General features: G+C 61.6%; 14 protein-coding genes. 9 read left to right on the forward strand and 5 right to left on the reverse strand.

The genetic code is table 11. From position 1 onward, the window contains the following. Positions 1-76 precede the first annotated feature (76 nt). The gene (locus tag AC1RTB_RS24555; RefSeq protein ID WP_492881785.1) at positions 77-367 is read left to right on the forward strand and encodes a Dabb family protein; all 291 of its coding nucleotides are present in this window, start codon (positions 77-79) and stop codon (positions 365-367) included. Between the two features lie 48 nt (positions 368-415). On the opposite strand, the gene AC1RTB_RS24560 is transcribed toward AC1RTB_RS24555, so the two are convergent. After that, a complete protein-coding gene (locus AC1RTB_RS24560; RefSeq protein WP_492881786.1) occupies positions 416-877 on the reverse strand; it encodes a Ros/MucR family transcriptional regulator in 462 nt (153 codons plus the stop codon). 157 nt (positions 878-1,034) lie between these two features. Next, on the reverse strand, positions 1,035-3,860 hold the full coding sequence (locus AC1RTB_RS24565; protein WP_492881787.1) for an Rne/Rng family ribonuclease: 2,826 nt from the start codon (positions 3,858-3,860) through the stop codon (positions 1,035-1,037). A gap of 652 nt (positions 3,861-4,512) precedes the next feature. Here AC1RTB_RS24565 and AC1RTB_RS24570 point away from each other — a divergent pair. The 7 genes from AC1RTB_RS24570 (at position 4,513) to AC1RTB_RS24600 (ending at position 12,187) form a co-directional block, all read left to right on the forward strand. Continuing rightward, positions 4,513-5,778: an N-acetylmuramoyl-L-alanine amidase gene (locus AC1RTB_RS24570; protein WP_492881788.1), complete on the forward strand. Its 1,266-nt coding sequence runs from the start codon at positions 4,513-4,515 to the stop codon at positions 5,776-5,778. A 218-nt stretch (positions 5,779-5,996) separates the two neighbouring features. Next, the gene (locus AC1RTB_RS24575; protein WP_492881789.1) at positions 5,997-8,435 is read left to right on the forward strand and encodes a penicillin-binding protein 1A; all 2,439 of its coding nucleotides are present in this window, start codon (positions 5,997-5,999) and stop codon (positions 8,433-8,435) included. Positions 8,436-8,694: 259 nt separating this feature from the next. Then, a complete protein-coding gene (locus tag AC1RTB_RS24580; RefSeq protein WP_492881790.1) occupies positions 8,695-9,165 on the forward strand; it encodes a VOC family protein in 471 nt (156 codons plus the stop codon). Between the two features lie 145 nt (positions 9,166-9,310). Next, positions 9,311-10,442 (forward strand): peptide chain release factor 2 gene (gene prfB / locus AC1RTB_RS24585; RefSeq protein ID WP_492881791.1). Its coding sequence is split into 2 segments (ribosomal slippage): positions 9,311-9,376 and positions 9,378-10,442, totalling 1,131 coding nucleotides; the frame shifts between segments, so codons are not numbered across the junction. Between the two features lie 196 nt (positions 10,443-10,638). After that, on the forward strand, positions 10,639-10,923 hold the full coding sequence (locus tag AC1RTB_RS24590; protein ID WP_492881815.1) for a hypothetical protein: 285 nt from the start codon (positions 10,639-10,641) through the stop codon (positions 10,921-10,923). Positions 10,924-11,019: 96 nt separating this feature from the next. Beyond that, on the forward strand, positions 11,020-11,388 hold the full coding sequence (locus AC1RTB_RS24595; protein ID WP_492881792.1) for a GFA family protein: 369 nt from the start codon (positions 11,020-11,022) through the stop codon (positions 11,386-11,388). Positions 11,389-11,539: 151 nt separating this feature from the next. Next, complete coding sequence (locus tag AC1RTB_RS24600; protein WP_492881793.1) at positions 11,540-12,187, forward strand: YiaD family glycine zipper/OmpA-like lipoprotein; 648 nt, start codon at positions 11,540-11,542, stop codon at positions 12,185-12,187. Positions 12,188-12,360: 173 nt separating this feature from the next. Here the strand turns inward: AC1RTB_RS24600 and AC1RTB_RS24605 are convergent, their stop codons facing one another. Next, a complete protein-coding gene (locus AC1RTB_RS24605; protein WP_492881794.1) occupies positions 12,361-13,905 on the reverse strand; it encodes a DEAD/DEAH box helicase in 1,545 nt (514 codons plus the stop codon). 167 nt (positions 13,906-14,072) lie between these two features. Next, positions 14,073-14,846, reverse strand: a complete 774-nt coding sequence (locus AC1RTB_RS24610) for an NAD kinase (protein ID WP_492881795.1) — start codon at positions 14,844-14,846, stop codon at positions 14,073-14,075. A 269-nt stretch (positions 14,847-15,115) separates the two neighbouring features. Here AC1RTB_RS24610 and AC1RTB_RS24615 point away from each other — a divergent pair, with 269 nt between their 5' ends. After that, on the forward strand, positions 15,116-15,856 hold the full coding sequence (locus AC1RTB_RS24615) for a GGDEF domain-containing protein (RefSeq protein ID WP_492881796.1): 741 nt from the start codon (positions 15,116-15,118) through the stop codon (positions 15,854-15,856). A 31-nt stretch (positions 15,857-15,887) separates the two neighbouring features. On the opposite strand, the gene AC1RTB_RS24620 is transcribed toward AC1RTB_RS24615, so the two are convergent. Beyond that, positions 15,888-16,055, reverse strand: coding sequence for a hypothetical protein (locus AC1RTB_RS24620; RefSeq protein ID WP_492881797.1), 168 nt, complete (start codon positions 16,053-16,055; stop codon positions 15,888-15,890). Between the last annotated feature and the right edge of the window lie 66 nt (positions 16,056-16,121).

Consider the following 16,121-nt stretch of genomic DNA (forward strand, 5'->3'; position numbering starts at 1 on the left):
CTGCTTTTTGGCAGATTGACGCGGATCAAAAGCCGACCCAAAAGGCGCCAGCGAAAGCAGCAAAAGGAGTCGCGGCTTGATCCGGCACATCGTGTTCTTCAGTGCGCGCCAGAAACAGGACGTCGAGATGATTCGTGAGGAATTGTCGGCGCTTGGCGGCATTCCGCATTCCACGGTCTTCGAAGTGACAGTCAATACGAAGGTCGATCCGTATTCGGACGAGATCGACATCGTCGTCTACGCCGAGTTTACCGACCAGGCAGCGCTGGCCGCCTACAAGGCCCATCCGCTCTATGACCGGACGACCCAGCGCGTACGCCCCATGCGTGAAATGCGCTATTCGGCGGATGTCGTCGCCGCACAATAAAAAACGCGCTCCGGGATGTCCCGAAGCGCGTTGTTGAAATTCCAGAAATCAGGCCTTCTTGGCGCGGCCGCGTGCCTTGGCGGGCGCAGTGGCTGCCTTGGTAGAGGTAGTGCCTGCCTTGCGGCCGAGGCCAAGCGACTTGGCCAGTTCCGAACGAGCGGCGGCATAATTCGGCGCAACCATCGGGTAATCGGCCGGCAAGCCCCACTTGGTGCGGTATTCCTCGGGCGTCAGTCCGAAGTGGACCGAGAGATGGCGCTTCAGCGACTTGAACTTCTTCCCATCCTCCAGGCAGATGATGTAGTCGGGAAGAACCGAGCGCTTCGGGTTCACGGCAGGCAGCTGGGCTTCGGCCGGCGCTTCGGTGGGTTGGTCAAGCGACAGGATCGACGCGTTGATGCTGGCAATCAACTCCGGCAGGCCGGTGGCAGGAACCTTGTTGTTTTCAACATAGGCGCTGACGATATGGGCAGTCAGTCCTAGGATGTCGATCTTGCTGTCATTCGTCATCGACCGTCTCTCCGCGCAGTATTAAAGCAAAGTATGAATCTATGCATTCGCTGCGCCGTATATCGGTGCAAATGGTGTCGGACAGCAAGCAAAATAATCTCAAAAAACAGTGACCCCGACCAGCAAGTCGCTGGGCGGGGCCATTTATATTAGCTTATCAAAAGAAACCCTTGCGCTGCCACCAGCCGCCTTTTTTCGGCTTGGTCTCGGTCGAGACTGCCGCCTCGGCTTCGACCACGGATGTGACGACGGGGGTGGCGGGCGCTACAGGCGCTGCCGGCTCTTCGGAGACGACGTCGTCCTCGGCCGGAGCAGCAGCAGCCTTGCGGCGCGGCGCGCGCGGCTTGGCAGCCTTTTTCTCAGGCTTGGCTTCGGCCTCGGGCGCCACAGCTTCTGCAACGATCTCGGCGGCGGGAGCTTCGACCGTTTCGGCCTCAGCTTCAGCCTTCTTGGCCTTGGCCGAACGGCGCGGAGCCTTTTTCGGCTTGGCTTCGACGACAGCCTCAGGCTCTGCGGTGGAGGCTTCAACCGCCACCACTTCGCTTACGCTGGTTTCGGCGACAGTCGCGTCGTCGGATGCGACCTGTTCGTCGCCCTCGGTCGACTGCTCTTCGTCGTCCTTGCGGCTGCGCTTGCCGCCGCGCTTGCCGCGCCGGCGTTTCTTGGCGGCAGCATCGTCGGCTGCGTCCAGGGCCACGGCTTCACCGGCGTCCTCGGAAACAGCTGCGTCGACGGCGATGTCGGCCTCGCCATCCTCGGACTCGCTGGCCACGCCAGCAACGGCCTCACCATCCTGTGGCGCCGCATGCTCGCGATCGCGGCCGCCCCGACGACGCCGGCGCTTGCGGCGCTTGCGGTCGTGCTGCTCGCCTTCGGCCGCAGCAGGCTGCGGCGCTTGGGCTGGCCGTGCCTCGGCAACGACGATCTCTTCTTCTTCCTCTTCGACGATCTCGTCTTCGATGTCGTCGGGCTCTTCATAAGCCGGTGTCTGCACGGGCAGGGCGAAGTTCGCCGGCTTCTCGGCAATGGCGCCGCGGAAGATGGCATGGTTCTGCGAACCGACGCTGTCGTCTGCCTCAAGTGTGATCGTCACACCGAAGCGGGCCTCGAGATCGACCAGCGTCGAGCGCTTGTGGTTGAGCACGTAGAGCGCGGTCACCATCGGCGTCTTGACCGTGATGTGGCTGCGCGAGTCCTTGAGCAGGAACTCTTCGATGGCGCGAACGACCTGCAGCCCAACCGAGGAGTCCGAACGCACATGGCCGGTGCCGCCGCAATGCGGGCAGGGCTTCATCGTCGATTCGAGCACGCTGGCGCGAATGCGCTGGCGCGACATCTCCATCAGGCCGAAATGCGAGATCCGGCCGACCTGGATGCGGGCGCGATCGTTTTTCAGGCAATCCTTGAGCTTCTTTTCGACCGCGCGGTTGTTGCGGTTCTCCTCCATGTCGATGAAGTCGATGACGATCAGGCCGGCGAGATCGCGTAGCCTGAGCTGGCGCGCAACTTCTTCGGCTGCTTCAAGGTTGGTGTGAAGGGCTGTCTCCTCGATCGAGTGCTCCTTGGTGGAGCGCCCGGAGTTGACGTCGATGGCAACCAGCGCTTCGGTCTGGTTGATGATGATGTAGCCACCTGACTTCAGCGTCACCTGCGGCTGGACCATCCGCTCGAGCTGCGATTCGATGCCGCTGCGCACGAAGATCGGGGTGATGTCGCGATACGGCTGGACGACCTTGGCATGGCTGGGCATCAGCATGCGCATGAAGTCCTTGGCCTCGCGGTAGCCGTCTTCGCCGGCAACGAGAACCTCGTCGATGTCCTTGTTGTAGAGGTCGCGCACCGATCGCTTGATCAGGCTGCCTTCCTCATAGACCAGCGCGGGTGCCGTCGACTGCAGCGTCAGGCTGCGGACGTTCTCCCACAGGCGCATCAGATATTCGTAGTCGCGCTTGATCTCTGCCTTGGTGCGGCTTTCACCTGCCGTGCGCAGGATGACGCCCATGCCCTTCGGCACTTCGAGATCGGCAACGACTTCCTTCAGGCGCTTGCGGTCCTGGGCGTTGGTGATCTTGCGCGAAATGCCACCGCCACGTGCTGTGTTGGGCATCAGCACGGAATAGCGGCCGGCGAGCGACAGATAGGTCGTCAGTGCAGCGCCCTTGTTGCCGCGCTCTTCCTTGACCACCTGGACCAGAAGGATCTGGCGGCGCTTGATGACTTCCTGGATCTTGTAGTGGCGGCGAACCGGCTTGCGGCGGTTGCGCACTTCTTCAAGCGCATCTTCAGCGCCGACCGACTCGATCTCGTGATCGTCGTTATGGGCTGAATGCACTTCTTCGATCACGCCGCCGTTTTCATTCTCGGTGACGGTCGGCTCGGGCGCCTTTTCGGATACGACATCGGCATCGACGGATGCGGCGATCGAGGTCTGCTCGCGCTCATCCGATGCGGCATCACGGTTTTCATCGGCAGCTTCAGCCGTCGAGTCGCCAGCGTTTGTATCAGCGCCGTTGCTGGCCGCGACCGATTCGCCTTCGTCATCCGACGATGCGTCACCGTCGTCTTCGGAAGAGCCTTCGGGCTTGTTTTCGTCGCGGCCGCGATTCTTGCCGCCGCGGCGCCTGCGGCGTCCACGGTTGCGATCCTGGCTCTTGCTATCGTCGCCTTCGTTTTCTTCGTCTTCTTCGTCCTCGGCTTCTTCCGCCTCGGCGCGCAGCAGCGCCTGCCGATCGGCAACCGGGATCTGGTAGTAGTCGGGATGGATTTCGCTGAATGCGAGGAAACCGTGACGGTTCCCGCCATACTCGACAAAGGCGGCCTGAAGGGACGGCTCAACCCGCGTTACGCGGGCGAGGTAGATGTTTCCTTTGAGCTGCTTTTTGTCCTGTGATTCGAAATCAAATTCTTCAATACGGTTACCGCGAACTACGACAACCCGTGTTTCCTCCGGGTGGGAGGCGTCTATCAGCATCTTGTTGGGCATTGTTTGTCCTCCCGGCAGCCGTCAGCCGCGGCTTGCGGGAACTCGTCCGCCGCCGTGAGTTTGCTGATGAAGGGGTGCCGGATGATTTTGCGCCCGCCGGTCGCAGCCAAAACGCCATGACGGAGCCGCCCGCTGCCGTGATGGCGCGGTTACCTGCGGACCTGTCCATGATTGCGTCAGTGGCCAATGCGTGACCTTGCGGAACCTTGTTTCAAATCTAAGCCCGGGAATCCGGACCAGCTACTTTGCTCTTACAGAGCCGGCGCGGAATGAGTGTCCGGCCGTTTTTCTCACGCAGTCGCTACCCCGCCACGGGCCGCGCCTGCGAATCTCGTCGCGATCACTGAAATCTCATCTCTTTTGCGAGTCGGGCCATCGCTCGTCGCGTGGTTCCCTAGCGGAAGGCGCTGAGGGCGCGGGCCCTGGATTACAGTGATCCAATGTCGCTTTTATGATTTGGCGAGGTCGAGCGCAACCCCGATTTCCGATGCCGGCAAAGCCTGATGCTCGACGTGGAGGGAAGCATTCCGACAAAGACTCGGTTAACCTTCTCTGGTTACCACTCGTTAATCGAAGGAGCCGCGTATTCGGCCCGCGAACGACAACGGTACGCAGCGACTGCGCACCTGCCTTTTGGAGCGGCAATAAAGAGATGGGGTTCGTGGCATTGACTGGCAAGAGCTTCCCGTTTGTGGGCGTTCAGCCCCAGGGCGCATTGTGCCGCGTGATGTTGGCGTTGATCGCATTCCTCGTCGTGTTTGCCGGCATCAATTGCCAGCCGGTTTGCGCCGCCGAAGCGATCAAGACGCTCGACTACAAGATGGCAGGCGACGCGACCCACATGCGCATCGTCATGAATTTCGACCGTGAGCCAGAACCAAAGTGGATGCTGTTGCGCAATCCGCATCGCCTGGTGATCGATCTGCCTGATGCCACGCTTGCGCTCGATGCCAAGGATCTCAAGCCGCGTGGGTTGATCAAGAGTGTGCGTTATGGTGCCTCGGGCGAGGGCGCCTCGCGGCTGATCGTGACCTCGAAAGGGCCTTTCAACGTCGAGAAAGTCGACGTTCTCAAGAACGAGGATGGTTCGGGTTACCGCCTGGTCGCCGACATCGCTGCGGCCTCGGAGCGCGAGTTCGATGCCGCACTTGCCATCCAGGCGGAGACCACCGGCTCGACGACGGCTAAGACCGACAGGCTCGGCAAGATGGCCAATCGCGGCGACCGGCCGTTCACGATTGTGCTTGATCCCGGCCATGGCGGCATCGACGGTGGAGCTGAAGGGCTGAACGGTACGGTTGAGAAAACCGTCACGCTCGCCTTTGCCAAGGAATTGAAGGACAAGCTGGCGGCCAACAGCGCCTACAAGGTCGTTCTGACGCGCGAGGGCGACGAGTTCCTGCGCCTCGACGACCGGGTTCGCATCGCGCGCCAGCAGGAGGCCGACCTTTTCATCTCGATCCATGCCGACACGATCCGGCTCAAGGGGATTCGCGGCGCCACCGTCTATACGGTGTCGGACAAGGCGTCCGACGCCGACGCGCAGGCGCTGGCCGATCGCGAAAACCTCTCCGATCAGCTTGCCGGCGTCGATGTTGCCGAAGAAAACCACGAAGTCTCCGACATTCTGGTCGATCTGATCCGGCGTGAGACGCATGGGTTTTCGGCACGCTTTGCCCGCTCTCTGGTTGGCGAACTGACGCCGACTGTTGGCATGATCAACAACCCGCATCGCTCCGCCGGCTTCAAGGTGCTCAAGGCACCTGATGTGCCGTCGGTGCTGGTCGAACTCGGCTATCTCTCCAATCCACAGGACGAAGAGCAGCTTCGCAGCGCCGATTGGCGCGAAAAGGCCGCAACGAGCATTTCGAAGGCTGTCGCTGCCTTCGTCGCCGAGCGAGGTGGCACAGGCGGCTGACGATGATCGCGGGGACCTCATGTCGGCGTTGCCGAGAGGTCACGGAGCGAGCATTTTGTTGTTGTTGTGGCCAGAATCTTCGGCGCTTGTCGGCCATTGCCGTATTTTGTCCACAACCGCACGACATGGGTGGCCGATTGCGGATCGGGACAGTACCTGCGGCTTGCGGTGATGGCGGGTTGGTTTAGGGAATCTCCGAACCTTATACTGGAGCGGGCATGATTCGTCTTATCGGCTATTTCTTCGGCATCGGCACGACGCTTGCGCTCGTCGTTGCGGCGGGCGTGGCGCTCTATCTCGGCCAGCTCACCAAGGAACTTCCCGACTACGAGGTGCTGGCCAAGTACGAGCCGCCGGTGACGACGCGCATCCATGCCTCCGATGGCGCGCTCATGGGCGAGTTCGCGCGCGAGCGCCGGCTCTATCTGCCGATCCAGGCTGTGCCAGATCGCGTCAAGGCGGCGTTCCTGTCGGCTGAAGACAAGAATTTCTACTCGCACCCCGGCATCGACATCATGGGCTTTTCGCGCGCCGCGCTCGCCTATGTCACCGGTGGTCCGACGCAAGGCGGCTCGACCATCACGCAGCAGGTCGCCAAGAACTTCCTGCTCTCCAACGAACAGACGATGGACCGCAAGGCCAAGGAAGCCATCCTGTCGTTCCGTATCGAGCAGGCCTACTCCAAGGACCGCATCCTCGAACTTTACCTCAACGAGATATTCTTCGGCCTCGGCGCCTATGGTATCGCCGGCGCGGCGCTGACCTATTTCGACAAGTCGGTGAACGAGCTGACGGTGGCCGAGGCCGCCTATCTCGCGGCACTGCCGAAAGGTCCGTCCAACTATCATCCGTTCAAATACGCCGCGCGCGCCGTCGAGCGGCGCAACTGGGTAATCCAGCAGATGGTCGTCAACGGCTACATTTCGAGCGAGGAGGGCGACAAGGCCAAGGCTGAGCCGCTCGGCGTGACGCCGCGCCGTACTGGCACCTATGTCTTCGCCGGCGAATATTTCACCGAGGAAGTGCGCCGCGAACTGATCTCACGCTACGGCCAGGATGCGCTCTACGAAGGTGGTCTGTCGGTACGCACCACGCTTGACCCAAAGCTGCAGGTCATGGCCCGCAAGGCCATGCAGTCGGGCTTCGAGAAATATGACCGCCTGCGCGGCTATCGCGGCCCGGTCAAGAATATCGACATCTCGGGCGACTGGGGCACGGCACTTGGGGCGGTCAAGGGCCTGGGCGACGTTCCCGAATGGCGCCTGGCAGTCGTTCTCGACAGCTCGAAGACAGGGCTCGATATCGGGTTGCAGCCCAAGCGCGAAATATCCGGTGCGCTGTCCAAGGATCGCGAGCAGGGTTCCGTGTCGAAAGACGACATGAGCTTTGCCATGCGATATGTCTCCGCCGGCAAGCGTCTCAAGGCCAATTCGCCCGCCGAAGTGCTCAAGCCCGGCGACGTGATCTACGTCCAGAAGAACGACGGCGCCGGTTATGCGCTGCGCCAGGTGCCGGAAGTGTCGGGTGGCCTCGTTGCCATGGATCCGCACACCGGCCGTGTGCTCGCCATGGTCGGTGGCTTCTCTTTCGCCCAGTCCGAGTTCAACCGCGCCACCCAGGCGATGCGTCAGCCGGGTTCGGCGTTCAAGCCGTTTGTCTATGCGGCGGCACTCGACAATGGCTACACGCCGGCCTCCGTCATCATGGACGGGCCGATCACCATCCAGTCCGGCAACACGAGCTGGTCGCCCAAGAATTACGACGGCAAGGCCGCCGGCCCCTCGACGTTGCGCACCGGCATTGAGCGCTCGCGCAACCTGATGACTGTTCGCCTGGCCAACGACATGGGCATGAAGACGGTCGCCGAATATGCCGAACGTTTCGGCGTCTACGACAAGATGGCGCCCTATCTGCCAATGGCGCTTGGTGCGGGCGAGACCACCGTCATGCGCATGGTTTCGGCCTATGCCGTGATGGCCAATGGCGGCCGCCAGATCAAGCCGTCGCTGATCGACCGCATCCAGGACCGTTACGGCAAGACCGTGTTCAAGCACGACGAGCGCGGCTGCGAAGGCTGCGTCGCTACCGAATGGGCCAACCAGCCCGAGCCGGAGCTGGTCGACAATTCCGAGCAGGTGCTCGACCCGATGACCGCCTACCAGATCACCTCGATGCTGGAAGGCGTTGTCCAGCGCGGCACCGCAACGACGCTGCTGTCGCTCAATCGCCCGATCGCGGGCAAGACCGGCACCACCAACGACGAAAAGGATGCCTGGTTCGTCGGCTACACCCCGAACCTGGTCGTCGGCCTGTATTTCGGCTTCGACAAGCCGCAGACGCTGGGCAAGGGCACTACCGGCGGCGGTCTTGCAGCACCGGTGTTCAAGGACTTCATGACTGTTGCGCTCGAAGGCACGCCCAAGGTCGACTTCGTCTTGCCAGACGGCATGAAGGTGATTTCGATCGACCGCAAGACCGGCATGCAGGCGGCGGAGGGCGCTCCTGGCACGATCATGGAAGCCTTCAAGCCCGGCACCGGACCTGCCGACAGCTACTGGGTCATCGGCATGGGCGAGGACGGCGCCAATGGCTATGGCGGCGCGCTTTCGCCCCAGGCCAGCAAAGCCATCAGCGAAGGCGGCGGCGGCCTTTACTAGGCTGGCGCTTCGGCCCGGCTGAGGCCGGCCTCATTGACGGAACTAAAAAAGCGCGCGGCCTGGCCGCGCGCTTTTTTGTTTGTGTGATTGCAGCCAACTCCGCTCTTGCAAATATCCAATCAGTTATATAGCCTATTGGTTATTAAGCGGGCATGGCGAAGTTCGAAGACATGTCGGAACTCGCGCAGCCCAGCCGTCCTTGAAGCAGCAGCCGCCAAGACGCGGGGACGCAGTCCGATTTCAAAGCAGGGAGAAGACGATGCAGAAGATCAGCCCGTTCCTATGGTTCGACAACCAGGCCGAAGAGGCCGCCAAATTCTACACATCGGTGTTCAAGAACGCCAAGATCGGCAAGATGACCAGATATGGCGAGGCGGGTCCCGGTCCGGCCGGCAGTGTCATGGTGGCCGAGTTCGAGCTCGAGGGCATGGGTTTCACCGCCCTGAACGGTGGTCCGCACTTCAAGTTCACCGAAGCGATCTCGATGTCCATCGACTGTAAGGATCAGGCCGAGGTCGATTATTTCTGGACCAAATTGTCGGAAGGTGGTCAGCCCGGCCAGTGCGGCTGGCTGAAGGACAAGTTCGGCCTTTCCTGGCAGGTCGTTCCGCAGGCATTGCCGCGGCTGCTCGGCGATGCCGATGCCGCCAAGGCCAGCCGGGTGATGCAGGCGATGTTGCAGATGACCAAGATCGACGTCGCCAAACTCGAGGCGGCTTACGCCGGTTAGGCAACGCAGGGCACGGCAAAGCCGATGGGCGGGAGCACATGGCTCCCGCCCATTTTGCTTTACACAGGGCGGCCTCATCCCTATGTTCCGCGCGGATTCAACAAGCCGCCTTCGGGCGCGAAACAAGCAAAAAGAAGCAATCTCCATGCGCGCGGAAACGCAGAACATTGTCGACGAAATCAGGCAGGCCATAAGCCTGCTGAGGAGGCATCTTTGACTGGGATCAGGCGGTAAAACGGCTTGATTACCTGAACATGCGGGCAGAGGACGGCAATCTCTGGAACGACCCGCAGGAAGCGCAGAAGCTGATGCGCGAGCGCCAGTCGCTCGACGACAGCATCCGCTCCATCCAGGGCCTCAGCCAGGCACTGGACGACAATATCGGCCTGATCGAGATGGGCGAGGAAGAGGGCGACGGCGACATCATCAGCGAAGCTGAAACCGCCATCCGTTCGCTGGCCGGCGAGATCCGGGCGCGCCAGATCGAGTCGCTGCTATCAGGTGAAGCCGACAAGAACGACACCTATCTCGAAGTCCACGCAGGCGCTGGCGGCACCGAAAGCCAGGATTGGGCGAACATGCTGCTGCGCATGTACACGCGCTGGGCCGAACGCCGCCGCTTCAAGGTCGAGATTCTCGAAGTCCATGACGGCGAAGAAGCCGGCATCAAGTCGGCAACGCTTCTGATCAAGGGCCACAATGCCTATGGCTGGCTGAAGACGGAATCGGGCGTCCATCGCCTGGTCCGCATCTCGCCCTATGACAGCAATGCGCGGCGCCACACGTCGTTTTCGAGCATCTGGGTCTATCCGGTCGTCGACGACGCGATCGAAATCGACGTCTCGGAGTCGGATGTCCGCATCGATACCTATCGTTCGTCCGGTTCGGGCGGCCAGCACGTCAACACCACCGACTCGGCTGTGCGCATCACGCATCTTGCCACCGGCATCGCGGTCGCCTGCCAGGCAGAGCGGTCGCAGCACAAGAACAAGGCCAAGGCCTGGGAAATGCTGCGCTCGCGCCTTTACGAAGAAGAGCTGAAGAAGCGTGAAGCAGTGGCCAATGCCACCGAGTCGTCCAAGAGCGACATCGGTTGGGGCCACCAGATCCGTTCCTACGTTCTCCAGCCCTATCAGCTGGTGAAGGACCTGCGCACCGGCGTCGAAAGCACGAGCCCGTCAGATGTGCTCGACGGCGATCTCGACGACTTCATGGAAGCGTCGCTGTCGCAGCGAATCGAAGGTGGGGCAGGGCAGGCCGTCGCCGATCTCGACTAGCGGCTTGCGCCCTGGCGCATTTTGAACCCGGCCATAGCTTTACCGCAATGGCCGGGTCAGCACTGCGGAACATTCTCGGTAGGTTTTCGTTAAGCATGCGGGCGTGGGATTCGCTTGGGGCGGGACCTCAGGGGGACACGCAATGCTGCGCCCAGGAAAACGCCCACAGCAGAGAATTTTTGCTGTTTCCGCCCTTATGCTGATTGCTCTCAACCTCCCACCAGCTGCCTTTTCGCACGACGCCCCAAAGGGCTGGGCCTACCCCTTTGCCTGCTGTTCTGGCTATGACTGCCGCGAAGTGCCGAAAAAGGCGATCAGCGAGCGCCCGCAAGGCTACGTCATCGAAGGCACGGGGGAGGTCATCACCTATCAGGACGCGCGCGTCAAAACCTCGCCCGATGGCGAGTACCACTGGTGTTCAGTCAGAGGTGCCGACAATACCCGAACCATCTGCCTGTTTGTGCCATCGAAATCGTATTGATGCTGGTGACGATTGTCTCGACTGCTCCTTGTCAGGAGCAGCCCATTATTGTGTGCTGTTGCTTGAGAGGTGGAGTGGCAACATGAGGAGACGGCCATGGTCATCAAGGGAAGCTGCCATTGCAAGGCGACAACGTTTGAAGTGACGGAGGCGCCGGAAACGGTGACGTCCTGCACCTGTTCGTTCTGTTCCAAGCGCGGCTCGTTGTGGGCCTATTACACGCCTGCCCAGTTCAAGCTCACCAGTCCGCCGGAAAATGTCTCGGTCTATGAGTGGGGATCGAAAACCGTGAAGCATGGCTTCTGCGCCATCTGCGGCTGCGGCACCTTCACCGAGACGCCCGACTGGTCGACGGGCGAACCGGATTTCGGCAACCCCAAGATCAGCGTCAATTCGCGCCTGTTGGACGACTTCGATCTCGACAAGGTCGAGGTGGTGGTGATCGACGGAAAGAACCTTTGGTAACAGGCAAAATTTCTCATGCAGGCGAGCTCGACTTTGCTCGCTTGTTACTGATGCCGTTCCGTTTTTCGCCGTATTTCATGCTACAAGGCCGAGGAAGGGCTTTGCGCGATGCGCCGTTGCGTTTCGCGGGTACTGAGAGGGACATCCTTATATGAAGAAGACAGTGATTTTCGCGCTGGCTGGCAGCATGTTTGTCGGCGCCTGCACGACCGACCCCTATACGGGTCAGCAGAAGGTTTCGAACGCAGCAGCAGGTGCTGGCATCGGCGCGCTGGCGGGTGCAGGCCTTGGCCTGCTCGCCGGTGGCAACGACCGCCGCAACGCGCTGATTGGCGCGGGCGTCGGCGCGTTGGCCGGTGGCCTTGCCGGCGGCTACATGGACAGGCAGGAATCCGAACTGCGCGCCCAGCTCCAGGGCAGCGGCGTCAGCGTCACCCGCGCCGGCGACCAGATCATCTTGAACATGCCGTCCAACATCACTTTCGCCACCGATCAGGACGCGGTGAAATCGGGCTTCTACAACACCCTCAATTCGGTGGCGCTGGTGCTGAAGAAGTTCAACCAGACCACGGTCGACGTGTTCGGCCACACCGATTCGACCGGTGGCGACCAGCACAATTTCGACCTGTCGCAGCGCCGTGCGTTGTCGGTGGCCAATTACCTCGGTTCCCAGGGTGTTGATTCGCGTCGCTTTGCCGTCACCGGCTTTGGTGCGACCCGGCCGATCGCATCCAACGCAACCGCCGATGGCCGCGCGCAAAACCGCCGCGTCGAGATCCAGCTGTCGCCGCTCACCTGAGCTGAGCTTTCGAACAGCCAAACGAGAACGGCCCCGCGAGGGGCCGTTTTTCGTTTGAGCCTCCGAAGCCTGATTGATGCGCAAAAGGCGCTGCAGCTCTCCAACTTGCTCTGGGCACAAAAGAAAACGGCCCCGCGCGGGGGGCCGTTTTTTAACAATGAGGCGCTTGGCTCTCAGATATTTGTCGTGATCAGCATGAAGGCCGGCAGGTCGTCGCCGAAACCAACCGTGCGGTCGTCGTCTTCCTCGCGGTCGCGATTGTTACGGCGGTGGCCGCGATTATCGTCGCGACGTGGCTTGTCTTCATGCTCGCGCGGCCTGCGATCGGCGTTGCCGTTCTTGATCGCTTCCTTGCGCTCGCGGCGCTCGTCGATGTCGGAAACGACGTTGCCGACGACAGGAGCTTCGGTTGCTGCAACTGCAGCCTGGACGACAGGCGCTTCTTCACGCGGCTTGCGGTCGCGTTCGCGGCCATGCTTTTCCTTGCCGGCGCGGCGTGGTGCGCCACGGCCACGGCGCGGAGCCTCGTCGTCGCCTTCGCTGGCAACAACCGTCGACAGGTCGCCATCGTGCCATTCTACAGGCAGGCCGGTCAGCCGCTCAATGGCGTCGACATATTTGGTGTCGGACTTGGTGACGATGGTGAAGGCTTTGCCGAGGCGTCCGGCACGACCGGTGCGGCCGATACGGTGGACATAGTCTTCCGCGTGAATCGGCACGTCGTAGTTGAAGACGTGGCTGACTTCGGGAATGTCGAGGCCGCGCGCGGCGACGTCGGAGGCGACGAGCAGCTTCAGCTTGCCGTCGCGGAAGCCGGCGAGCATCGCCATGCGCGCACGCTGGTCCATGTCGCCATGAAGCGCACCGGCGTCGAAGTCGTGCTTGACCAGCGAACGGAACAGCTCCGACACGTCGACCTTGCGGTTGCAGAAGATGATGGCGTTCTTGATCTCGTCGCCTTCGGCATTGATCAGCTTGCGCAGCGTTTCGCGCTTGTCCCACGGCTTGGGGCCGGACTTGACGAGACGTTGGGTGATGTTGGTGCTGGTCGATGCTGCCTTGGAGACCTCGACGCGGATAGGTGCGTGCAGGAACTGCTCGGTCAGCTTGGTGATTTCAGGCGGCATGGTCGCCGAGAAGAACAGCGTCTGCCTGGTGAAGGGGATCAGCTTGCAGATGCGCTCGATGTCGGGAATGAAGCCCATGTCGAGCATGCGGTCGGCTTCGTCGATGACCAGGATCTCGACGCCGGTGAGCAAAAGCTTGCCGCGCTCGAAATGGTCGAGCATGCGGCCGGGCGTGGCGATCAGAACGTCGGCGCCACGCTCAAGCTTCTTTTCCTGCTCGTCGAACGACACGCCGCCGATCAAAAGCGCGATGTTGAGCCGGTGGTTCTTGCCGTATTTGACGAAATTCTCTTCCACCTGGGCGGCGAGTTCGCGCGTCGGCTCGAGGATCAGCGTGCGTGGCATGCGTGCCCGGGCGCGGCCTTTTTCAAGGCGCGTCAGCATGGGCAGCACGAAGGACGCCGTCTTGCCGGTACCCGTCTGGGCGATGCCGAGCACGTCCTTTCCCTGCAGCGCGTGCGGGATCGCACCTGCCTGGATCGGCGTAGGCTGGGTGTAGCCGGCGTCGGTGACTGCGGAAAGGACCTTCGGCGAAAGGCCGAGGTCTGCGAAGGTCAACGCTTCTGAAGCGGTCTGAGTGTCTTCGGACAAGTTTGTTGGCTGTCTTTGCTCGTTCAAGGGCGCGGCGATCTGGCCACGACAGGCGCAACTCGCCTGCAATATGCCGCAACGCGATAGGCGTAAGTGCACGATTTGTCAACTCAAACTGGCACCAACACGGCGATTGCAGCTGTTTACTTCAAGCTTTGGCCCAATGCTCAGTATCTGAACTGCTCGGCCAGGATGCGCTCACTCCAGGAATGACCGGCATCGAACAGCAAGGTGGCGGTATGGTTCGCCGATTCCTTGACCTCGACCGAGACCACCGACTTGACTTCCGTGTGGTCGGCAACGGCGTTCACCGGACGCTTTTGTTCTTCCAGGATGTCGAAGCGAACCACCGCCGTCTTGGGCAGCAGAGCGCCGCGCCAGCGTCGTGGCCTAAACGGGCTGACCGGCGTCAGCGCCAGAAGCGGCGCGTCGAGCGGCAGGATGGGGCCGTGGGCCGATAGATTGTAGGCTGTGGACCCAGCCGGCGTTGCCACCATCACGCCGTCGCAGATCAGTTCCTCGAGCCGGACCTTGCCGTCGACCGAGATACGCAAGCGCGCCGCCTGGTAGGATTGGCGCAACAGCGAGACCTCGTTGATGGCAAGCGCGTCCCTGGTCACGCCGGCATCGTCGACCGTCACCATTTCCAGTGGCCGGATGGTTTCGGCAACCGCTGCGGCAAGGCGCTCGGGCAGGGCGCTCTCGTTGTATTCGTTCATCAGGAAGCCGACAGTGCCACGGTTCATGCCGTAGACGCGTTTGCCGGTGCTCATCGTTTCGCGCAGCGTCTGCAAAAGGAAACCGTCGCCGCCCAGGGCGACAACGATGTCGGCCTGATCGTAAGGCGTCTGGCCATAGCGCTTGGAAAGGCGCTCGGCCGCGGCGTCCGCCTCCGGTGTGCCGGAGGATGCGAACGAGAATGTCAGCGACTTGGCGTCCATGTGCTCCCTAGAGGCGGTCCGAACGCCGATGTCGTCCGCCGGCAACCGGGGTAGCATGCTGATTTGTCGAAGCAAAGGGAGCGAGATAGGCGCTGTGTGTCGCCGGGCCAGTCGGCCAAAGCCCATCCGGCCGCGGCCCTGACGATCTCGCATATGCCGCTGCGCACCGGGCGGGGCCAGGCCTGTACATCGGTGCCAGGATGGCAAAGCATTAAGCTTAGGCCGCTATCGACCTTGGCGACAGGGATTGGAATTGCAGGGGCAGCGCTGTGTGGAAAATCGCGTTCAAGGCCAGCTTGATCACCATTGCCGTCATCTTCGTCAGCCAGATCGTCTCGTTTTCGATCCGCTATTCGGCCGGCCAGCCCTTCACGGCGTTTGTTTTCGCGATGAACTCGATCCTGCCGGTGCTGACGGCGTTTCCGGCCGGCTTCATGATTGTCTGGCAAAACGAGAAGCTGAAGCGGGCATTTGCGGAGCTGAGTGAGGCTCACGCCCAGCTCAAGGCAAAGGCGACGCATGACCAGATGACCGGGCTGTTGAACCGCGAGGCCTTTTTCGAGAAGTCGAAACAAGCGCGGCGCAAATGCGATCACGGCGCGCTTTTGTTGATCGACGCCGACAATTTCAAGAGCATCAATGACAGCTTTGGCCATCTCGTCGGCGACGAGGCGCTGAAGCTGATTTCAAGCGCGTTGCGGGTGTCGATCCGCGAGCATGATCTTGTCGGGCGCGTCGGCGGCGAGGAATTTTGCGTTTTCTTGCCTGCGACAAATCGCAACGACGCGGCAGCTGTCGCCGAACGTATTCGCATGGAGGTCGAGCAACTGGTCTTTCATCCGGTCGATGGATACCTGCATCGGTTGACCGTCAGTATCGGGGCGGTCGTGTCGGACGGGCAGCAGCCGACATCGCAACTGATGCGCCTGGCCGACCGCTGCCTCTACGAGGCCAAGGAGCAAGGGCGCAATCGTGTGGTGTTTGCAAAGTCGATGACGTCGGTCACCTAGCAAATCGAACGGCAGCCTGCCGCCGAAGAGGTCAGCCCAGGCCGGTGACGTGGCGCAGGTAGAAGGCGAGCGCGATGAAGCCAATGATCGCAGCGATGCCGGTCCAATCGACCCGCGCTTGCTTGATCTGGCGAAACAGCTTGAGCAACAGCAGCCAGGCGACAATCACCACCACGGCAATGATCACGAACCTGAGCATTCATCACCTCCCAAGCAGGGGCCGATCGACCCGCGCCAAATATGTAGTGAGTACCTGCACGCAGTT

The organism is Aminobacter sp. GW821-FHT11F06 (genome assembly GCF_058808215.1).